Annotated in this window: 13 protein-coding genes and 1 pseudogene; 8 read left to right on the top strand and 6 right to left on the bottom strand. The window is 39.3% G+C overall.

Annotation, left to right across the window (positions count from 1 at the left end; translation table 11 throughout):
* Positions 1 to 554: 554 nt before the first annotated feature.
* From ACFIML_RS05285 to ACFIML_RS05320, 8 genes and pseudogenes are all read left to right on the top strand, one after another.
* A pseudogene (locus ACFIML_RS05285) lies at positions 555 to 821 on the top strand (DNA translocase FtsK); the annotation flags it as partial.
* Between the two features lie 121 nt (positions 822 to 942).
* Entirely contained in the window at positions 943 to 1,551 is a 609-nt protein-coding gene (locus tag ACFIML_RS05290) for an outer membrane lipoprotein carrier protein LolA (RefSeq protein WP_375606601.1), read from the top strand.
* Positions 1,552 to 1,584: 33 nt separating this feature from the next.
* Positions 1,585 to 2,400, top strand: a complete 816-nt coding sequence (locus ACFIML_RS05295; protein WP_375606600.1) for an exodeoxyribonuclease III — start codon at positions 1,585 to 1,587, stop codon at positions 2,398 to 2,400.
* A gap of 61 nt (positions 2,401 to 2,461) precedes the next feature.
* Positions 2,462 to 3,943 carry an efflux transporter outer membrane subunit gene (locus tag ACFIML_RS05300; RefSeq protein ID WP_375615012.1) on the top strand — a complete coding sequence of 494 codons (1,482 nt, stop codon included), beginning with the start codon at positions 2,462 to 2,464 and terminating at the stop codon, positions 3,941 to 3,943.
* Positions 3,940 to 5,166 carry an efflux RND transporter periplasmic adaptor subunit gene (locus ACFIML_RS05305; protein ID WP_375606598.1) on the top strand — a complete coding sequence of 409 codons (1,227 nt, stop codon included), beginning with the start codon at positions 3,940 to 3,942 and terminating at the stop codon, positions 5,164 to 5,166. The genes ACFIML_RS05300 and ACFIML_RS05305 overlap by 4 nt, the downstream gene beginning before the upstream one ends.
* 3 nt (positions 5,167 to 5,169) lie before the next feature.
* Positions 5,170 to 7,158 (top strand): MacB family efflux pump subunit, encoded by a 1,989-nt coding sequence (locus tag ACFIML_RS05310; protein WP_375606597.1) that lies wholly within the window; start codon positions 5,170 to 5,172, stop codon positions 7,156 to 7,158.
* Between the two features lie 1,707 nt (positions 7,159 to 8,865).
* Positions 8,866 to 13,812: a DEAD/DEAH box helicase gene (locus ACFIML_RS05315; protein ID WP_375687569.1), complete on the top strand. Its 4,947-nt coding sequence runs from the start codon at positions 8,866 to 8,868 to the stop codon at positions 13,810 to 13,812.
* 1,221 nt (positions 13,813 to 15,033) lie between these two features.
* Positions 15,034 to 15,171, top strand: coding sequence for a hypothetical protein (locus tag ACFIML_RS05320; RefSeq protein ID WP_375614523.1), 138 nt, complete (start codon positions 15,034 to 15,036; stop codon positions 15,169 to 15,171).
* Positions 15,172 to 15,174: 3 nt separating this feature from the next.
* Here ACFIML_RS05320 and ACFIML_RS05325 read toward each other — a convergent pair whose 3' ends face one another.
* The 6 genes from ACFIML_RS05325 to ACFIML_RS05350 all read right to left on the bottom strand — a co-directional run bounded on the left by ACFIML_RS05325 (position 15,175) and on the right by ACFIML_RS05350 (position 22,922).
* The gene (locus ACFIML_RS05325; RefSeq protein WP_375606594.1) at positions 15,175 to 15,843 is read right to left on the bottom strand and encodes a YdcF family protein; all 669 of its coding nucleotides are present in this window, start codon (positions 15,841 to 15,843) and stop codon (positions 15,175 to 15,177) included.
* A 3-nt stretch (positions 15,844 to 15,846) separates the two neighbouring features.
* Positions 15,847 to 16,800, bottom strand: a complete 954-nt coding sequence (locus tag ACFIML_RS05330; protein WP_375606593.1) for a cell division protein FtsX — start codon at positions 16,798 to 16,800, stop codon at positions 15,847 to 15,849.
* Positions 16,793 to 17,452 carry a cell division ATP-binding protein FtsE gene (gene ftsE / locus ACFIML_RS05335; RefSeq protein WP_273723097.1) on the bottom strand — a complete coding sequence of 220 codons (660 nt, stop codon included), beginning with the start codon at positions 17,450 to 17,452 and terminating at the stop codon, positions 16,793 to 16,795. Before ftsE ends, ACFIML_RS05330 begins: the two co-directional genes overlap by 8 nt.
* A gap of 532 nt (positions 17,453 to 17,984) precedes the next feature.
* Positions 17,985 to 19,928, bottom strand: a complete 1,944-nt coding sequence (gene acs, locus ACFIML_RS05340) for an acetate--CoA ligase (protein ID WP_375606592.1) — start codon at positions 19,926 to 19,928, stop codon at positions 17,985 to 17,987.
* Positions 19,929 to 20,840: 912 nt separating this feature from the next.
* Complete coding sequence (locus ACFIML_RS05345; protein ID WP_375606591.1) at positions 20,841 to 21,134, bottom strand: hypothetical protein; 294 nt, start codon at positions 21,132 to 21,134, stop codon at positions 20,841 to 20,843.
* Positions 21,135 to 22,232: 1,098 nt separating this feature from the next.
* A complete protein-coding gene (locus ACFIML_RS05350; protein WP_375615016.1) occupies positions 22,233 to 22,922 on the bottom strand; it encodes a YggS family pyridoxal phosphate-dependent enzyme in 690 nt (229 codons plus the stop codon).
* Positions 22,923 to 23,080: the final 158 nt, after the last annotated feature.

Consider the following 23,080-nt stretch of genomic DNA (forward strand, 5'->3'; position numbering starts at 1 on the left):
ACTTTTATCCATACACCAACCTTGCTTGTAACGTGCAAGAAAATGATTTGAATTGATTCAATATGAGAGAGTATGTGATGAAAGAATCTTATTGTATTTGGCGTTATGATTTAAGTTAAAAAGATAAATTATTATAAATCAATATCTTGGTATAAAATAATGTTATTGCGAGTATAGGGGTGTAAAAGCATGTAAGACTTGATATTTTAGTGTCTTTTTAAGTGCGCTCTAAATATTTAGGGCAAGGCTGATCTCTCGAGTTTTAATATAAATGAATTATATGGGGTGGGAAGCTAAGTGAAATTTGCTAAACTCCAAACTGTTTACAGAGCGGTTCTGATGAAATTTTTTATTCTTTTGGGCGAGAAGGAAGTCAAAAAAGTATTTTTGATACTTAAAAGAGCTTTCAGGTTTGCGAGTAATATGTTTAGTCCTTAATCCATTATGTCTTGACTATAATTTATGTTGCTTCATAGATTAGGGGTGGAAAAGAATATATTATGCGTTTAGAAAAGCGGGAAAATTGGATGCTTTCGGAAACTTAAACGCAGACTGATTATTTGGAAACGATATCGCAAGAAATAAAAAAGGATGTTTCTTTAGCTTTTTCTTTAGCAGATGATTCCTATTGTCAAGCTGTTGCTATTATGCTTCGTGATCGTAAGGCTTCAACTTCTTATATTCAATGTCGTTTAGGCATTGGTTATAACTGTACCGCCACATTGATCGAAAGGATAGAAGAAGAAGGCATCATTATTAGTCCAGCGAATGATATGGGTAAGCGAAAAGTTTTGGAGATTGTCGAAGAAGAATACTTTTAAAAATCTTTTGATATTTTTTTCAAACAATATCTTTATCTTATAAAGAAGGGTATTTATTCGTCGTTGATTACTTAAGTTATGAATTATAAAGCCAATTAAGTATTGCTTGGGAGCATTTTTTATGAAAACGTCTTTTTTGTCGCAAAGAAGAGTCTTTGGGTTTGTGGGGATTATTGTCTTTTGGTGTTTAACTTTTCCTGCTTTTTCGCAAGCCTCTAATAAAGTGGCAAAGGCGCAGAATGTTGTGAACCATTTTGCGGCAATCAAAACAATGACAGGTGATTTTATTCAATTTAGTCCAAAGGGAAAGATGACTCAAGGAACGTTTTATCTAGAGCGTCCAGGGAAAATTCGTTTTATTTACAAGAAAATGCCTTTACAGATTATTGCAGATGGTCAATTTGTGGGCATTAACAATCGAGCTTTGAATACTTGGAACTTTTCACAACTTTCGCAAACGCCAATGAAATTTCTGTTGGATGATAAAATTGATGTATCTTCTGGGCGTTTGTTGGCCTTTCGCGAAGATCCTGGGGCCGTGACGATTGTTTTGCGTGATCAGACGATTGGGGCAGGGCAAATAAGGATGGTTTTTGATTCTAAAGGCTCTGCTTTGCGACAGTGGACAATTGTTGACCAACAAAATTTGGAAACTACTGTGCAGATTATGAATGTGCGGACAGACGTCCGGTTCGCTAATGGGATGTTCACACTTCCTTCGAAGAAATGAAGAAAGAGTGTTACGTCATTGGGATTAAAACAAATGTTCTTTCGTATTGCGACTTGGAATATTAATTCTATTCGTTTGCGTCTTGCACAGGTTTTTCAGTATTTGGAACTCTTTTCCGCAGATGTATTGTGTCTACAGGAAACAAAATGTCCAGATGCTTTATTTCCAGTGGAGGCTTTTGAAGCAGCGGGTTATAAGCATATCGCATTGAGTGGACAAAAATCTTATAATGGGGTGGCTATTGTTTCTCGTTTGCCTTTTAAAAAGGTAGAAAAACGTTTTTTTTGTCAAAACCAAGATTGCCGTTATATCTCAGTTATTGTGGAAGCCCATGGGAGAAGCTTGCGGATTCATAATTTTTATGTTCCTGCTGGGGGAGATATCCCTAATGCTGATGTGAATGAAAAGTTTCGTCATAAGCTTGATTTTTTAGAAGAAATGTCCTCCATTCGTGCGGACCAAGGCGATGGTCTTTCTTCTCTTTTGGTGGGCGATTTAAATATTGCTCCTTTGGCAGAGGATGTTTGGTCTCATCAACAATTGTTGAAGGTTGTAAGCCATACTCCCATTGAAACCGAGCGTTTGCAGGATTTGTGTTGTCAAGGTGGATGGGTTGATCTGATGCGGTTGCATATTCCTGTTCCTACTAAGCTTTACACATGGTGGAGTTATCGTGCTCGCGATTGGGCATTTACCGATTATGGACGGCGGCTTGACCATGTTTGGTCTTCTCAAGATTTAGCCCCTTTTGTTGTAGATCTTTCGATTTTTCGTGATGCGCGCGGATGGGAACGTCCTTCAGATCATATTCCTGTGCAAACTGTATTTGATTTTTCACGTCAAGTTTGAAATAAGAGGTAAATAAAGTATTAATATTAAATAATGATTCTGAAAGAATGCGGGAGACTGGATGTATATCAGAAATCTCAAATGGGGCGCTTCTCGTGGATTATTTTTTAGTGTCTTGTTGTGTTTGCTTTTGTCAGGATGTATGGTTGGTCCTAATTACCAGAAAACATCTTTTCGTGTTCCAGCAGTTTGGGGAGAAAAATCTGCACAGACTGCAGGGCAGTCCGTTGCGCTTGCCGGATGGTGGCGGCATTTGAATGATCCTGTTCTAGATGCGTTAATGGATTACGCGATTTCTGGAAATAATAATGTTGCTGTTGCTAAAGCTCGGGTACGTGAGGCGCGTGCGGGTTTAGGACAGGTTGTGGGAACTCTTTTGCCAAATGTGTCCAATTCAATTTCAGGAACCCGTAGTCGTTCTGGACAGTCTGATGCATTGTTCAACCAGTATAGTAGTGGTTTTGATGCAAGCTGGGAGCTTGATTTTTTTGGTGGGCATAAACGTGCGGTTGAAGCAGCGCGTTATGGCCTTGATGCGGCTGTGGAAGATATGCGCGCTACCATGGTGACATTACTAGGAGATGTGGCAACAAATTATGTGCAAATGCGTGGTTGGCAACAAAAGTTGTTTATTGTGCGGCAAATTGCTGTATCACAACGTAAAACTTATGAATTGATGCGCGCTAGATTAACAGCTGGTGATGTTTCTGAGCTTGATGTTTCAAATGCGCAAGCACAAATGGCAAATACAGAAGCAGATATATCACAGATGGAAGCGAATTTAGCAATGAGCGTTCATCGCCTTTCTGTCTTAACTGGTCGTGTGCCTACGGCATTGAAGGATCTTTTACAAAAAAATGCTAAGCATGCAAAGATTCCACAACCACGCTGGCCGATACCAGCAGGAATTCCAGCCGATATTTTGTTAACACGTCCAGATTTACGACGGGCAGAGCGTCAATATGCGCAAGCGACAGCACGGATTGGTCAACGTGAAGCAGATCGTTATCCATCACTTACTTTAACAGGTAATATTTCGACAGCAGCAACGGCAATTGATCAGTTATGGAAAAATTCAACGATTGGCTGGTCTTTTGGACCTGGTCTTCGTTTTCCTCTTTTTAATGGAGGTCAGGTCGAGGCTTCTATTGCGGTAGCGCGCGCGCAGCGTGATCAAGCTTTTATTACTTATCGAGCTGCTGTGTTGGAGGCTTTAGAAGATGTAGAAAATGCCCTTGTAAGATTGACGAAGGAACATCAACGCTTAGAAAAGTTAATCGTTGCGAATAAAGCTTCTCTTCATTCCTTAAAACTTTCACGGAGCCTTTTTGAGAATGGAAATACTAGTTTTCTTGAATTGTTAAATGCTGATCGCTCTTATTATTCTGCACAAATGGCGCTTAAAGATAGCCGTGTTTCTTTGGTTACGCAATATATCACGTTGATGAAAGCGTTGGGGGGGGGCTGGGATGGCGTTGTTGATGTATCGCGTCCAGAAGTCGTTGATAATGCACCTCGTTCGCGTGCAAAGGTAGGGAAATGAAAAAAAACTTACTCAAAAATTTCATTACAAAACACAAAAAACTTTCCTTCTTTTTAACTGCTATATTTCTCATTTTCTTGTTGTTATGGTTACGTTCTGTTTTTTTTGGAACATCTACTCCAACTTATATAACCGCGGTGGTGAAACGTGGGGATATTGAGGAAAGTGTTTTAGCTTCTGGTCTTGTACGTCCTTACCGGTTGGTGGCTGTTGGTGCGCGAGCAACAGGGCGTGTGGTGTCAATGCATGTTTCCCCTGGGAGTGTTGTGAAAGAAGGCGATCTCTTGGCAGAAATTGATCCTACAGATCAGGAAAATGATTTAAAAAGAAAAAAAGCAGCATTATCGCATTATTATGCGAGTTTGGTAGAACAAGAAGCCTATCTTTCTCTTGCACAAAAAAATTTAGAGCGTCAGAAAAAAATGATCGAAACACGAGCGATTTCACGGGCGAACCTCGATGAGGCTGCGACACAGGTGAAAATACGCGAGGCGCAAATTGAACAACTTCGTCAACAGATTGTGCAAGCACAAATTGATGTGGAGAGTGCAGAGGTTAATTTAGGTTATACACGCATCACTGCCCCTTCAGCAGGAACGGTTTTGGCAACAGTTGTGGAAGAAGGGCAGAATGTGAATGCGGTTCAGTCGGCGCCAACAATTGTTATTTTGGGTGATTTATCAAAGATGACGATCAAGGCGCAAATCTCAGAAGCAGATATTCTTAAAGTCCGAGCTGGACAACCACTTTATTTTACAGTTTTAGGTAATTCACAGCGTCGTTATGAAGGCGTTTTAGAAAAAGTAGAGCCGGCTCCTGAAGCAATTCGTGCTGATGTGAGTATTAATCCTGGTATGGTGAGTGGTTCTAGTGCTTTAATATCATCGGCGATCTATTACAATGGAATTCTACATGTTGATAATGCGGATAATTTTTTGCGAACCTATATGACTGCTCAAGTTCATATTATCTTAGGGCGCGCGCAGAATGTCTTGTTGGTTCCAAGTGATGCTTTACGCGATGAGACAAGAGAGCGTAAAGCATGGGTTTCTGTTTTAGTGGGGGAAAATAAGGTGGTTACTAAACAGGTGAGCGTTGGGTTGAATAATAAGGTTATGGCAGAGATTGTTTCAGGACTTAACGAGGGTGATGTCGTCGTCACCAGTTCGTCTGATGGAGTGATGCCAGAGTCTTCTAACATGCATAGCGAAGACGAGAGTTAAAGCATGAGCACAAATCAAGCAGATGCCGTCTTCGTCTTGGAAAATATTGTGCGCAAATTTCCTGCCGGCGAAGCGTTTGTTACCGTTTTGAAAAACATCAATCTTACCATTAAACGTGGTGAAATGGTGGCAATTGTAGGTGCTTCCGGTTCAGGTAAATCTACCTTGATGAATATTTTAGGCTGTCTTGACCGTCCAACTTCTGGCCGTTATTGGATCTCTGGTAAAGAAACAGCTTCCCTTTCTGCGGATGAATTGTCGGCTTTGCGACGTAATCATTTTGGTTTTATTTTTCAGCGTTACCATTTGTTGAATGAGTTGACAGCTCTTGGTAATGTTGAAATTCCGGCTATTTATGCAGGATGTGCTGTGGAAGCAAGGAAACAGCGGGCACAGGATCTTTTAACGCGTTTGGGCATGGGTGATCGGATAAATCATCGTCCAAATCAGCTTTCTGGTGGTCAGCAACAACGTGTTTCTATTGCTCGGGCGCTCATGAATAATGCGGAGGTCATTCTTGCAGATGAACCAACTGGTGCATTGGACAAAAAGAGTGGGCAAGAAGTATTGCATATTTTGGATGAACTTCATCAAGAAGGGCGTACTATTATCATTGTAACCCATGATATGCAGGTAGCTGAAAGAGCAGAGCGTATTATCGAAATCAGTGATGGGGAAATTATTGCTGATAAGCGGTCAAGGGTTGGAAAAACAAAAGTTGGTAGAAAATCTCTTCAGGAACAACAAAATCTAAAAGGCCAACAAAAACTGGGCTTTTTTCGTTCTTTTGTTGAGCGATTCCGTGAGGCGTTTGTGATGGCTTTGTTGGCCATGAATGCACATCGCATGCGGACTTTTCTAACAATGCTTGGGGTGATTATCGGTATTGGGGCGATTATTGCTATGGTAGCTTTAGGGAATGGTACACGAGAGAAAATTCTGGAAAATTTTAAAAGTTTAGGTGCTAATACATTAACCATTTTTCCTGGCAAAAGTTTTTCTGATCCACAAGCAGAAAAAATAACCAGTTTGGTTGAAGCTGATGCAGAAGCTTTATCTGGATTACCTTATGTTTCTGGTGTAACACCACAGATTTCAGCAAGCTCGAAAGTACGTTTTGGTGCAGTTGAAGTCAATGCTGTCATTGCGGGGGTGGGAGAACAATTTTTTCAGACACAGGGGCTCAAAGTTTTCAAAGGACAGTTTTTTGATCACAAGAGTGTCCATGATCGGGCGGTTGATCTCGTGATCGAGAAAGAAGCGTTGTCTGTTCTTTTCCCCCATAGCCATGAAAGCCCCCTTGGAAAGGTGGTGCATGTGGGTAATGTTCCAGCGCGTATTATTGGTGTTGTTGATTCGCAAAATAATGCAAGTGGAGATACATCAAATACCTTACAGCTTTATTTACCCTATACAACAGTGCAGACGCGTTTTCTTGGTACAACAGAAGTTCGTGCAATTACCGTTAGGATTGCTGATGATATTGATTCACATTTAGCGGAGACTATGATAAAACGTTTTCTCATTATGCGGCATGGCGGGGAGGATTTTTTCATTAGAAATTCTGAATTTTTCCGTGAACGTATCATGGAGAGTACAAATATTTTAACACTTTTAATTTCTTCAATTGCAGCTATTTCCCTGGTTGTGGGGGGTATAGGGGTGATGAATATTATGTTGGTCACTGTTTCTGAGCGGATCAATGAAATCGGCGTGCGTATGGCAGTTGGTGCACGACAAAGTGATATTTTACAGCAATTTCTCATTGAGGCGATTTTGGTTTGTGTGATTGGTGGTGGTTTGGGAATCTTGCTTGGACTTTCTATCGGTGGCTTGTTTCTTCTGTTTAAGGCACCTATCCATTTGGTTTATACTATTGAATCGATCATTATGTCTCTTACTTTTTCAACCCTCATAGGAATATGTTTTGGCTTTTCTCCAGCGCGGCAAGCTTCACGGCTTGACCCTGTTGTCGCTCTTTCACGCGATTAAGCTTTATTAATTTGGGCATGTTTGTGGAGATGCTTTATACTTAGATGAAGCGTTTATGAAGCAAAAAATGAATGGGAAAAGTTTAGTATTATTTGCTGCTCTATTTTAGAAAACGCTTTGTTCATTAAGTGGAGCGTATCACTAGAGGTAAGCGTTTTATAGCGCACCATATCATGTGAGATATGGTAGGCATATAAGCCTTCTTGAGGCATTAAATGTTTTGAGAATGCATGATGAATATTTTAAATCTTTCTTGTCGAGTCTTATGGAAGTAAATCCTATTAAGGAGAAGTTAAATGGAACCCGTTAAAACGAGATTGCTTGCAGACTGAATTTTGTTAAAAATCCTCCTCTTCTGAAATGTGAAGAGGAGGACAAATGAAATATATGGTGCGACGATTCTTAAGATTTAATTTAAAAAGAGGCGGGGGAAATGAATAGTATATCTGCTAACAAACAAAAGAACAAAAAAGAAGGTTGATGCCAAAAACAGCTTAAACCTCCGTTCTTCCAAAAAAATGAACTGGTATCGAGATAGCTGAGCAGTTTAAGAGGTTTCGTTTAGTATTTTTAAGATTTTCGGAAAAGAGGTTATGAGGATTTCTCACTTCTAGTTTTGCAGAGGGTGGTGCAAATTATAGGTGTTTAGGTTTATGCAAATAAATTATGATCGTGCTTAAGTTTTAAAATGTGATCTAAGATACAGCCATTTTCTGTTCCTTTATACGAGTAGCTTAGCTTCTTTAGAATATTTTGTTTAAGGCATCGCTTTTTTCTGCCATATCTCATGATTTTGGAGCTGAAGGATAAACAAGCCATTTGAGTTTCTAGGGTAAGGATGCCGTCAGATACTCGGTAGGGGGCGTGATCTTAAGAACTAATACCGTGAGATGCGGGTTTGATTTCATGAGTTTGGTGAGGACGACAAAAAGTTTGAGAGGCGGATGGCTTCTTATGTTGAATGATGTATGAATGAAAGGGGCTTTCATTTATTGAAAAAGAATAAGCTCATATTCAGCAGGTGTGAGATGAAGTAAGAGAACATCGTAATACCAAGCTGCAGTTATGTTGCTAAAGAACATAATGGCGCTAGTGATGAGCAATGGTATGTCTAGTTGGTATGGTATTCTTCCTCCTGCTACAAGTCCGATACAGATAAAAAAGAATTCTAAAACCACCCGCTATAAAGTATAAGAAGCGAATAATTAGTCTACGAAAGAACAAAAGACAAAGAAATATTTCAAAAATCAATATTTTGAATATCACGACTAATATTTTGCATATTATAGGGAAATTATATGCATGATCGTTCGTAAAATGCGCTGTTTTGTGTGTGGAGTTTCTTCCTTGGTGTCTTGTGTGTTCGCAGGTGTCGTATCCATTTCCCCCCTCTCATTCTTAAGCTAAATCCTAAAATTATTGTGCACTTTATTTTGTATTCTTACAAAAGGCAAAAAATATTTTCAAAATCATCACGCCTTACCGTTTATTTCCATAGGGATATAGACATCAGTAAATGCATCATATGATTTGGGGGATACTCAAAAGGATCAAAAGATTTTCTCTTGTTGGTTTAATTAAACATAGAAGAAATGTTTTAAAATCAAGCAATTTTAAGCTTTTTTTAAGTTTTTTGGGTAGAACAAGAGGCATTGACGAATTGGTTTAGATTCGATAGTTGAAGGTATTTTTCATTGGGGTGGAAGCATGACGCTGCAATCGCTTTTACAGACCTATCGTGATCAAGCGCGTACCGAACGAGATAAAGGAACGTATTTTGAGCGTTTTGCTCTTGCTTATCTGACACATGATCCTCTTCAGTTTGGGTGTTATGAAAAAGTTCAAACCTTTAAAGATTGGGCGCATGAAAATGGTTGGGATGGTCGGGATACTGGTATTGATCTTGTGGCAAAGATGCGTGATGAAGAGGGGTTTGCAGCAATCCAATGTAAATTTTATGATGCAGCATATCGAATTAGAAAAGCAGATATTGATAGTTTTATTTCGGCATCAGGAAAAGCTCCGTTCAAGCGGCGTGTTATTATAGATAGTACTGAACGTGCTTGGAGTGATAACGCTGAAATAATGATACGGGGGCAGGATATTCCTGTTATACGGATTAATCTTTCCGATATACAACAAAGTCCGATCCGTTGGGAAACTTTTGCAGCCCAGGGCAAAGTTGTTTTGGAGGATAAAAAGAAGCTGCGTCCACATCAGCTGGAGGCATTGCGTGATGTGCGTGCTGGGCTTGCTCAAGCAGATCGGGGTAAGCTCATTATGGCTTGTGGGACTGGTAAGACATTTACCAGTCTTAAAATTGCTGAGGATTTGGCAGGTGAAGGCAAGTTTGTTTTGTTTCTTGTTCCTTCTTTGGCGCTGATGTCACAGACGGTGCGTGAATGGACAACGGATGCAGGAATTGGATTGAGATCCTTTGCTGTCTGTTCTGATACACAAGTGGGAAAGCGTCGTAAAAATAGTGATGATGTTGCTGAAATTGATGTGTTTGATCTTGCTTTTCCGGCGACAACTAATGCGGCTAAACTTGCAGATCAGGTGGGGAAGAGTGTTGCAGATAAGATGACCGTTGTGTTTGCAACCTATCAATCCATTCAGGTGATTGCTGATGCTCAGAAAAACTATGGTTTGCCAACATTTGATCTTATCATTTGTGATGAAGCGCACCGTACAACAGGGGCAACGCTGGTGGGAGAGGATGAATCCAATTTTGTTAAGGTGCATTCCAATGATGTTATTCGCGCCAAGAAGCGCCTTTATATGACAGCGACACCACGTATTTTTGGTGATAACGCAAAAAGTCGCGCGAATGAAGTTAATGCTGTTCTTGCTTCGATGGATGATGAAAAGCTTTTTGGTAAAACACTTTTTTATCGGGGTTTTTCATGGGCAGTACAAAATGATCTTTTAACAGATTATAAGGTTATTGTCTTAGCAATGGACGAAAAATTGGTCAGTTCCGCTGTTCAGAAGCGCCTTAGTGATAGCGATTCTGAGCTTATTCTTGATGATGCAACGAAGATTATTGGCTGTTATAAGGCTTTGACAAAACAAAATATGAAGGCCGATGTTGGTACGGATTCATATCCTATGCATCGTGCTTTAGCGTTTTGTAAAACTATTCAAAGTTCTAAACTCGTTCGTGATGAGTTTTCTGCGGTTGTTAGAGAATATCTTGATTATACGAAAGAGGATACAGAAAATGAACATTTTCTGAAGTGTGAAATTGAGCATGTTGATGGCACTTTCAATGCAAAGGATCGTGGTGCATTACTTGATTGGCTGAAAGCTGATAGTGGGGATGATATTTGTCGTATTTTAACCAATGCAAGGTGTTTGTCTGAGGGGGTGGATGTTCCGGCTCTTGATGCGATCATGTTTTTAAATCCACGCAAGAGCCAGATTGATGTTGTGCAAGCGGTTGGGCGGGTGATGCGTCGCTCTGAGGGTAAAAAGATGGGATATGTCATTTTGCCAATTGGTATTCCTCTTGATACTCCAGCGGAACAGGCTTTGAACAACAATGATAAATATCGGGTTATCTGGCAAATTTTAAATGCTTTGCGTGCACATGATGATCGTTTTGATGCAACGATTAATAAGGCATCCCTCGGGCAAGATATTAGCAATGTGATTGAGATTATTGGTGTCACACAGAGCACTGAATTAAAGGCTATTACGGCTGTTGTAGACAATCTTCCACTACGCGCACAACCAGCACGATTGGGCATTGGTACAGCGGAGCGTGATGTCCTTTTTACAGATGAACAAGGGGAGCTTGCTTTCCCTGTGGATGAGATTTCGCGTGCCATCATGGCAAAGATTGTCAAAAAGTGTGGGACACGAGATTATTGGGAGGATTGGGCGAGCAATATTGCGGAAATTGCTAAGAATCATATTGCACGCTTAACAGGTATTCTGGCAAAGCCAGATACTGAGGCGCGTCAAGCCTTTGACAGGTTTGTGGCAGAACTGCGTGATGATTTAAATAATGCTGTTACAGAAGCTGATGCGATTGAGATGTTGGCACAGCATATTATTACGCGTCCTGTCTTTCAGGTGTTATTTGAGGGGTATCAGTTCACACGTGAGAACCCTGTCTCGTGTGCTATGCAGCGTATGCTTGATGTGCTTGATGAGGCGAATCTTGATAAGGAATCTAAAGATCTTGAGAAATTTTATGCAAGTGTAAAATTACGAGCCAGTGGCATTACGGATCCAAAAGCAAAACAGAGGTTGATTGTAGAGCTTTATGATAAGTTTTTTCGTTACGCTTTTCCACGCACTGTAGAAAAACTAGGCATTGTTTATACCCCCGTCGAGGTTGTGGATTTTATTTTGCACTCTGTCAATGATGTCTTAGAGCAAGAATTTGGGCAAACGCTTGGCTCATCGGGTGTGCACATCATGGATCCTTTTACTGGAACGGGTACTTTTATCACGCGGCTTTTACAATCGGGTTTGATAAAACCAGAAGAGATGAAGCATAAATTTTGTCATGAAATTCATGCCAATGAAATCGTTCTTTTAGCCTATTATATTGCAGCCATTAATATTGAGACAACTTATCATGGTCTGATGGGGGGCGATTATATTCCTTTTGAGGGAATTTGTTTAACCGATACATTCCAGCTTTATGAGCAAGAAAAAGACCTGATCAGTGATTTGCTGGTGGATAACAGTACACGTCGGGCGCACCAGAAGGAACTGGATATTCGTGTTATTGTTGGCAATCCCCCTTATTCTTCGGGGCAAAAAAGTGAAAATGATAATGCGAAAAATATTGGTTATCCTAAATTGGATCGTCGCATTCGTGAAACCTATACCGCTCAATCCAAAGCGAGCAATGTTAATGGGCTTTATGACAGTTATATTCGTGCCATTCGGTGGGCAAGTGATCGCATAAAAGACTGTGGTGTTATTGGCTTTGTAACAAATGCAGGTTTTATCAGTAGTCACTCTACGGATGGTTTACGAAAATGTTTAATCGAGGAATTTAGCAGCCTTTATATTTTCCATTTGCGGGGGAATCAAAGAACTTCTGGAGAACTCTCTCGAAAGGAGGGGGGAAAGATTTTTGGTTCTGGGTCTCGCGCACCTATTGCGATTTCCATTTTGGTTAAAAATCCAGATGCACAACAGCATGGGAAAATATATTTTCGTGATATTGGAGATTATCTCACAGCAAAAGAAAAGCTCCGTGAACTTCAGAGGTTGGGGAGTATTGGTGGTGTCACACGTGAACACAGCTGGCAGATGATTACACCTGATGAGCATGGCGATTGGCTGAATCAGCGCAATAATGATTTTGAAAAATTTCTAGCCTTAGGTGACAAGAAAGGCAGTGATAAAAGGCTCTTTGAAAATTTTTCTGGCGGTATACAAACTAGTCGTGATGCTTGGACATATAACTCAAGTCGTGAAGCTTTAGCAAAGAATATGAGCAATATGATTGCTTTTTATAACAGTGAAGTAGAGCGTTTTAATGCTGCGTATCTACATTCTGATCGCAAAGCACGTGCAAATGCTGTGAACGATTTTGTCAATACAGATTCTAGAAAGATTAGTTGGAGTAGTAGCCTTAAAGAAGAATTAATAAGGGGAAAGGCTTTTAAATTTAAAGATACGTATATTACTCAGAGCCTTTATCGTCCTTTTACACAACAGTGGCTCTATTACAATCGTGTTTTTAACCATAGAGTTTTACAAATGCCACGTATTTTTCCTCTGGAACAAGCGGCTGAAAATAAGGTGATACAAGTTACGGGAATTGGAGCAAGCAGTGGATTTTCTGTTCTAATGACTAAGAATTTATCTAATCTTCATGCAATGGATACTGGTCAATGTTTTCCACGGTATGTTTATGAAGATATTGCATCCTTGAGAAAGGAGGAGAATCAGGTTCATTTGTTTGCAAATTTTGTAGAGGAAAGCAAAAAAGCTGGTCTGCAGCGGCGTGATGCTCTTACGGATGAAGGATTGGCTTATTTTAAGGCAGCTTATCCTGGTGAAATGATAACAAAGGATGATTTGTTTTATTATGTTTATGGGATTTTGCATTCTGAAGATTATCGTGCTCGTTATGCGCATAATTTATCTAAACAATTGCCGCGTATTCCAACAGTTAAAAAGGTAGAGGATTTTTGGGCTTTTGTGACAGCGGGGTGCAAGCTTGGTAATTTGCATATGAATTATGAAGAGGTTGAACCCTATTCCGTTACCTATAAACAGGGTGATCCAAGAACTTGGGTGATTTCTGATGAGAAGAGTTTTTATCGTGTTGAGGCGATGAAATTTGCTGGTAAGCGTGGTGCTATTGATAAAAGCACTGTGGTTTATAATGCGCATATCACGATGCAGAATATTCCTCTTGAAGCTTATGAGTATGTGGTCAATGGCAGGCCTGCTCTTGAATGGGTTATGGAGCGGCAGGTTGTCAAAACGGATAAAGCGAGCGGACTTATTAATGATGCCAATCGCTATGCTGTTGAAACGGTGGGTAATCCAGCTTATCCATTGGAATTGTTTCAGCGGGTTATTACGGTAAGTTTAGAAACTATGAAAATTGTGCGCAGCCTTCCAAAATTGGAAGTGAGAGAAACTGAAAAGGTTAAATTATCCATTGTGCGGTAAAAAAGTGTTGAGTTGTCACAAACTGGCTCTCTTACACGCCTTAGCAGCTCGTGGGTATTGCGACAGCCCTTGGCACTTGAGACAAGTCCATAAGAGGCATGTCTTTCTTTTACAGTTTTACGCTGCGCAGGCTCTCTTCCTTTGTGATGTTCAAGTCCTGTGTGATGTGCAAGAAAATGGTTTTGATTGATTCAATAGAGAGCAGATTTGAAATGAGAGAATCTGATGATATTGAGAGCTCTCATTCAAGTTGTAGCGTAATAAATTTTCATTATAAATCAATATGTTATATGTGATAAAGCACCTTAGGCAGTGAGGTCGCTAAAATTATGACGCATGAGCTTTAGCGGCAGTGATGAATATTCTCAGGCAGGGTTTTCTTGTCGAGCTTTATGTGAGTAAACCATATAAATGGGGACGCTGAGAGGAACTTGTCCAGAGAAAGTGGATTGTTTACAAATCGTTGCTGATAGGAATCATCGTCCTTTGAGATGTTGAGAGGACATGACAATTTTCATGAAATCTGTCCTTTGAGGTGTTCTGATATTGAAGTGAGCAGGGAGAACGCGTTAGACAAGAATCTGGATTGTTATTGTTTACAGATCGATAGAGTTTAAAAATTTTCGTTCTTTTTTGGGGAGGAAACCAGACAAAAAGTGATCTTAGAGAGCGAAATGATTTATGCAAAGTATATTGCTATAAAAAGTGTGGGATGTTCGTGGCAGTGTTCGTTTTGAACTTATTCCTATCTGTGATCTAAAATGCTTTTATGAAGACGCTTTGTAGAATGAAGAGATTGTTTTTAATATATTGATTTATAATGACTGTTTAACGTTCTCTCTCTTGAACAAGAATTCTAAGGATCATAAATTTTCTTACTTTTAGGCTTTTAAAATGACTGCCTTGCATGTCATATGAGGTTGGTATGTTCGTGTTTAAGAAAGGCGTAATGTATGCCTCTTACCAATCATCCCAAGAGGTTTAAGAGCAATCGTAATACTTGAGAGGCGGCAAAATATAGGGTGGGGCGGTTTGCATTTTTTATGAAGGGTAAGACAGTGGTATAAATAGATTTTTATGACAAGTCTGTAGATCCTATGGCTGTCTAGGGGCTCTATTTACAAGAGCTGTCTTCTATATTGGGGATGGCATTAGATAGATCACGTGTTGTGAGATCAAGTTTGGGATGTAAGAGATGTTTTTTGGTGAATGTGCAAGACAGTGACACGTGTATCGGGGCGTTGTGCTTTGTATGGGGAGAAGTTCTGGCGTGCTTTTATGGCGGTAATTCGTGTGGAAAGGTATGGAGAGAAGGGTAAAGCAGTCAGAGGGTGGCAAGGTTTAAAGTCACAAGAATAAAGGTCAGAAGGCGGTTCTGATATAGACTTGCAGTGTTTTAATATATTGGAATATGAGAATGCGGGCTTGCCTGATCTGTTGTATTGTGCTTTCAGCTTTGCTCTTCTTCACAGGATAAGCAATGAAATGGATATCAGGCATGAGATATTTAAGTTCACGCATCGAGCGCCACACATGGTAATCATGGGTGACGATATAAAGGGTTTTATAGTGATGCTTTTTGATCCAAGCGGCGCTTTCTTCGGCGTTTCCTCTGGTGTTAATCGCTTGATGCCCAATGTCAATACAACAGGAGATAAGCCGTGGGGTAATATGCATGTTATGCATGAAACTCTTCAGGTTGGTTGTGGTGTTTACACCACTGATGAGGAGTCGTGAACCAAGCCCCTTTTGTAAGAGATGAAGTCCTGTCTCTATTCGGTTTTCTCCGCCTGTAAGCACGATAATGGCATCCGCTTTGGGGAGAGGCGTTGGGGGGACAAGTCGTTCGGTTTTTTCAGAAAAAATAATAAAACCGCCCCAGAAAATGAAAACAGTGATTGCAAGAGTAAGGGTTGTTGGTGGAAAATAGCGAAATAAAAGCCATGGAGACCAACTATTATAGTGGGGCCGTTTTGGAAGAGGACGTTCTAAATTGTTTTGCGTCAATGAGTTGAAAGTGTTGTGAGTCATAAATTAAAATAAACCGTTTTCACATTGATCGATTTTTTTCAGTTGCGCTAAAATAGTCATGCGATTTGTAAGGGTGGTGAGAAAAGAAACGAAAATAATAAGCAGAGTGATTTTGCCATAAGGAACGGAACTTATGGAAATATGTCCTAATAAAGCCGTTATTTGGCTGGCTTCTGCTCTTCCCAAGTTATAATTTGTCCAGAGACAAAAGGCTGAAAACAGAAAGATGCTTGTGAAACCACCATATAAAGCACCGCGCAGTGCCGTTTTAAAAAAATGCCAATCAAATTGACGCGCAATGAAAAGGGTTTCAGTGCCAAGAAAATATAGCACATTAATAATATGGGTATTTTCTGCCAATGCATTGCGGGTGGCAAAAATGATGGTGAGGATTAGAGAGCCTAGAACCAATGCTAAAATTGAAAAACCGATAAAAACCGTGGTGTATGCCATGGTCGCAAAACGATGGACCCAAACACGGTGATCATCAAATTGACCGCCTGGAATTTGAGTTTTAATGGCATGATTGATGGCAGCAAAATTGATTTTTTCATCTCTTTTCAGAGTCACAATGATGAGGCGGGGAAGGGGAAGTTCATTGATATTGAAGCCTGTTCCAAGCCATGGCTCTAGTAATTTTTCTGTAGCTTTTTGGTCAACAATTTTTGCATCTTGTACACCAGAAAATGTTTTAACCAATTGTACGGCATCACGGAGTGCTTTGTTGATATCAACATTGTCAACGGGGCGTATTTGTATTGTTGCTTCATAGCTAATCTGATTACTCCAATTTTGGGCGGCATGTTGGACTAAATCAACACCGATTAAGGTGAGACTTGAGAGAAATGTCATAATTGCAATCACTGCAACCAGCGCTTTTCCAGAAATATTGCTACTGGGAATAATCGCTGTTGTGTTTTTTTTATTACTTGTAAAAATGGGGAAAGACTTATTCATGAATCGTCATCCGTCCATTATGGAGAAGCATACGCCGTGCTGCAACTTGTTCCATTAAGGCAATATCATGGGTGGCAATGATAACAGCTGTTCCAAAACGATTTAATTCAATAAACAAACGGAGTAGGCGTTTTGCCAAGGGGGGATCGACATTTCCTGTTGGTTCATCCGCAAGGAGGATTTCAGGCTGGTCAATGAGCGCGCGTGCAATGGCTACCCTTTGTTTTTCTCCGCCGGAAAGAACCGGTGGTAAAACATGAATGTGATCTCCCAGACCTACCCAACAGAGAAGATCTTCCACTTCACTGCGATAGGTTGCTTCTTCTTGTCCTTTTATGCGTAAAGGCAAGGAAACATTTTCATAAGTGGTCATGTGATCAAGGAGACGAAAATCTTGAAAAACTACACCGATACGTTGTCGTAGCGCAGGGAGCTCTTGTCGTTTGAGCAATGCTGTGTCTGTTCCAAAGAGATCAATATGACCGCGGGTGGGTTTGAGTGCCAAAAACATAAGACGCATCAGCGACGTTTTCCCTGCTCCAGAGGCACCTGTGAGAAATTGAAATGATCCAGGAGGAATATGAAAGCTAATATCACGAAGGACCTCAGGGCCCATTCCATAGCGTAGGCCGACATTTTCAAAATGAATCACTTTTTATTATTACTCCTGATTTTATATTGCATCATTTATTCTAAGAACTCTTACTTTCATTGCTTTAGATTTTTGTTGTAAGCTTGCTTATTTTAGATTTCATGGTTTTTAATATTTTTTATACACCCTCGTTATAGATAAATATTTTTGCTCAAGAATATTATCACTTATACTTTCTTTTTTTAGCTTTGTTTATGATTTTAGCAGGAATTTCAAAGTGATTCTAGCATAAACATCAGAACTATTTTTCCTTCTTACTCAGAGGTTTTTTTGCACTGAGTGGACATTGGGTGATTTTAAAAAGCTATATTGCTCTTTTTATCTTACTTTCTTATTCTTGTTCGTATCCCAATCCTCAGGTTTTGGCTTAAATTATTTCTTACCTCTCATGAAGAAAAGCGTTTGTTGTTAGAATGATTGAGCTTTTCATGAATTGTTTTGTTTTTTATTATCCTCGGTGGTTTTCGTAATAATGCTGAGATAATTTTAGCAAAAAACAAAAACCACCGTATGTTGTATTTCGTTGTGTTTTTTAGTTTTGTCGGTTGGCAATCAGATCTTCAACAACTTGTGGTTCGGCAAGGGTTGAAATATCTCCGAGAGTATCAAAATCGTTTTCAGCGATTTTTCGTAAAATACGTCTCATAATTTTCCCTGATCGTGTTTTGGGAAGCTGCGGAGCAAACTGAATTTTATCCAATATGGCAATAGAACCTATTTCTTGTCTCACATGCTTGATAAGGTCTTTTTGCAATTCTTCACTTGGCGCTGTTCCTTCCATGAGGGTCACAAAACTATAAATTCCTTGTCCTTTAATGGGATGCGGGTAACCCACAATAGCTGCTTCTGATACAGAGGGATGAGAAACAAGGGCTGATTCAATTTCAGCGGTTCCTAACCTGTGCCCCGAGACATTGAGTATGTCATCAACCCGTCCTGTGATCCAATAATAGCCGTCACTATCGCGCTTACAGCTATCGCCTGAAAAATATTTTCCTTTATAGGAGGAAAAATAAGTTTGAATAAAGCGTTCATGATTCTTATAAAGTGTGCGCATTTGTCCGGGCCATGAATCACTGATACAAAGATTGCCTTCTGCTTCACCTTCTAAAACATTGCCTTGGGCATCAACAATTTGGGGTTGAACACCAAAGAAAGGACGTGTGGCCGATCCTGCTTTGAGGGGGGTTGCACCGGGCAGGGGCGTGATCATATGCCCCCCTGTTTCTGTTTGCCACCATGTATCGAGAATCGGACAACGGTCATTTCCAATTATATGATAAAACCATTCCCATGCTTCTGGGTTAATAGGTTCTCCTACTGTGCCTAAAAGACGCAACGATGTTCTGTCTGAGTGTTCAACAAACGAATTTCCTGCTCCCATTAAGGCGCGGATAGCTGTTGGTGCGGTATAGAGTGTATTGACTTGATGCTTGTCGACAATTTCCCAGAATCTGCCTTTGTCAGGAAAGGTTGGTGTGCCTTCAAACATTAAAGTGGTCGCACCATTGCATAAAGGTCCATAAACCAAGTAAGAATGACCGGTTATCCAACCAATATCAGCTGTGCACCAGTAAACTTCATCGGGGTGGTAATCAAAAACATATTGGTGAGTTATCGAGGCAAAAATAAGATAGCCTGCTGTGGTATGCAAAACACCTTTGGGTTTGCCGGTTGAGCCTGAAGTATAAAGAATAAAAAGTGGATCTTCAGCATTCATGGGTTCTGCTGGACAGTCTCTTTGGGTATGAGCTATCTCTTCGTGGTACCAAAAATCACGCCCCTCTACCCATTGAATGGGGCCACAAGTTCGCCGTATAACCATGACTTGGTCCACATGCACATTTTGGCGCGCGGCTATCTCAATGGCATGGTCAACGTTGTCTTTTAAGTTAATCCGTTTGCCGCCACGCAAGCCGTGATCAGCGGTAATCATAAAGGTTGATTCACAGTCAACAAGGCGTCCTGCTATTGCTTCAGCAGAAAAGCCTGCAAAGATAACCGAATGAATGGCTCCAATGCGGGCGCAGGCAAGCATGGCATAGGCTGCTTCGGGTATCATGGGGAGATAAATGGTTACTTTATCGCCTTTCTTAATGCCACGACTTTTCAAAAGATTAGCAAAACGACAAACGTGTTCATAAAGTTCGTTATAGGTTATTTTTTTATCATGATAAGGATTATCCCCTTCCCAAATGAGCGCGATTTTGTCTCCATGGGTTTTCAGGTGGCGATCAATGCAATTATAAGCTACATTTGTTATCCCATCTTCATACCATTGAATCGATACATCTCCGTTAAAAGAAGTGTTTTTTACTTTTGTAAAAGCTTTAAACCATTCAATGCGTTGACCATGTTTTGCCCAGAAGCTTTCTGGATCATCGATGCTTTCTCGATACCATTGTTGATAAGTTTCCTCATCGAGTAAAGTATTTTTTTTGATCTCTTCTGATATTGGATAAATTTTTTCGGTCATGTTTCCCTCATTTTATTGTTTAGAAAAATCTGCCTCTGTATTTTTGTATGGTTATATTTTGGCAGAGTTTTCCCAAAAGCTTTTCATTATGAGGTTAGACTAAATGACAAAGATTAGAATAGTCAATTTTTAAATCTGATACGTTTGTCTTTAAGAGAGTATTTTATGCTTTTAGGATATTCAAATATGGCAAAGACTATTGCGGTATAGAGCTTTTTATAAAAGCATAAAGATATTAAAAACATACCCCTATAAAGGAGAGGGAATGAGAATGCTTTTTAAAAGAATAAATTTACTAAATATTAATATAAACCAAAATATCTACGCAAAAAATTAGAAATAAAGAACATAATAAATGACGATAATGCCATTATAATAGACAATCTCCAACCTACGCCATTGAATATTTTAAAAGAAATGGCAATTATAGGAGTAATTATAATTAACATGCAAAACATTCTTACAATTTCATAGTGAATATCCATTATAACAAAATCCTAGTTATAGTATGTGATATCAATAGATACCTCTGAAAATTATTTTTTCAGTGTACTTGGAACTCATCCAATAAATATTAATATAAACCAAAATATCTACACAAACTATCAAGAATAAAAAACACAATAACTGACAATGAGGCTATTTTTATAGATAGTTTCCAACTGTAGCCACCAATTTTTTTTAAACCAATAGCATATATAGGGATAACGACAATGAGAATGCAAAACAGTCTTATGATTTCATAAAGAATATTCATTATAACAAAATCCTGATTATAAGAGGTGATCCGCAATAGATATCCCTGAAAAATATTTTATCCATAGATGTAGATATTTAACTTTGGTATATTCTTTCAAGTATACTTACAAAACTATTAATTTCAGAGATATCTTTGTCGCTATTCTCTATAAATTAGAACCAACACTCACGACCTTTTTCTATAAAGCCCCAAGCAGCACCTCCTATGTATCCCAATGACAAAGCTCCCATTCCACCTGTAAATGCACCTACTGGTCCCCCAGTTATACCACCTTGAATTGCACCAACTACTCCTGCCGGAAATCCTACTTCGCTGCCACGTGCATTCATGTGAGACATAAAAGCACCAGGACTACATGCATTTCCATGAGTAGGTCTTGAATTGTGCGAATGACCAAAAGAAGGCTTTGTCGCCATATGACCGAATGTGTTGAATGAACCAAACATATTAATTCTCCTTAATTATCTAGGTCTAAAACAGTATCAAAATGATACATTTCAAATGGCTATCACACACTTTAGATTAGTATCAAATATAAATTTTAAAAATGTAAATAAAAATAATGTATAAATAATATCTATAATATGTATACATGAAATCTTCTTCTTAAGAAGATAATAATATTATTTACAATATTTTAAAATATAAGAAATATTCCCTGTTTTTCCTTAATTAAAGTTTAAAATCAGAAAAATTGCGCATATGAAAAGTTGAAGTTTTTCTATTTGTTTACGAGAAATATAAAGAGATATCGTTATTGAAATCTGCTTTGTTGCTATTGTTTTTCTTGCATGTATTATGCGCACATGCGTGGGATTCGTTCTTTTATTTTTCAGGCGGATATTGACTGTATTTTACGCTTTGTAGAGCATAGAAAGTCTCTATGCTATCGTTGACCTTATAGATTGCTATCATGTTGTTTAGCGCGGTTCTTGGTGCTCTATTGGGTATTTGAGATGTTTATTTTGCTCAAGTGGCTTACATGAAAGAGTTGTGTTACTGTATTATGCAGCCATAAGCTTTTTTTATCTACTTTACACCATTGGCATATGGGGAAATTGTGTGCGCGTGTTGGGGAAGTTAAGAGAATTCGTGGTTTTTAATGGAGATCATTGCGATGATCTTATTAAATATTCTTTTGTAATTATTTATTTCGCGACAGTTTTTTCATTCATGCGCAACGCCCCTCTTATCATTTTGCCTTTATATAAGGATTTATTTTTTACGTTGCTTTTGCTGGAGAGGCGGTCAGAGGGGAGTAAAGTAGAGCTAATGTGCGAGAATATGAGAGCCAAATTGTAACGCTATCTTGAAGCTATTGTATGTGTTGTGGATGTGCCGGTAAGAAATTTGAGAAGACCAGCTTTTTTGCTTATTTTGCTAACAGGATGAAAGAGGGACTGGAATCTTTTTTGCTAAAATTGCTCTTTTATTGATATTGAAGGAAATATTTTTTCTCATTTCTGCTGTTTTGGGCTTGTTCGTAGAATTTTCAATGGGAATTTATATGAAGGGGGAGTGAATTTATATGAGAGGGAATTGCTTTACACAGGGCGTTTTCCAAATAAAGCAGAGCCAATGCGAAGGACGTTAGAGTCAAACTGTAGAGCGGTTTTGAAGTCACTGGACATACCCATGGAAAGCTTTGGAAGACCTGCTTGTTTTGCTAATTTTGCTAAGAGCGCGAAATAGGGGCCGGGGTTTTCATCGACAGGGGGAATGCCCATAAGTCCGATGATATCAAGTCCATAGTTGTTTTTGCATTGGTTGACAAAAGATATAGCTTCTTGTGGTGCGATACCACTTTTTTGCGGTTCTAAGCCAATGTTAACCTGAACATAGCAGGGAAGATGCCTTTTTTGCTTTTGCATTTCCTCCATCAAAACTTTGGCTATTTTTGCACGATCAACCGTTTGAATGACATCAAAAATCTTTACAGCTTCAGCAGCTTTATTGGACTGTAGGGGGCCGATGAGATGAAGTTTAATATTTTCAAATTGTTGACGTAAAGCAGGCCATTTTTGTACTGCTTCTTGTACACGGTTTTCTGCAAACAAAGATTGTCCTGCTTGCAAAAGGGGTCGTATATCAATAGCAGAAACAGTTTTTGAAACAGCGATAAGTTCAATTTCTTCTACAGGGCGTTGTAACTCTTGGCATATTGCTGCAATATCTTTTTGAAGGTTTTGCCATGATTCAATGGAAGGGGCATCAAGGGGAGTTTGTATCTTCATATGTTTGTGCTTTATCGTTGTTGTTCAAGAGTTGGTCGTTTTTTTTAAAGTTTTATAAAATACTTAGGGAAATATTTCACGAAAATGTTGACGATGAGGTTAATCCATGATCAAGCATAATAAAACAAGTTTTTGGTTCTGTTTTATTAAAAGAGTAT

It is taken from the genome of Bartonella sp. AC62GZZY, assembly GCF_042196525.1.
Lineage (GTDB): Bacteria > Pseudomonadota > Alphaproteobacteria > Rhizobiales > Rhizobiaceae > Bartonella.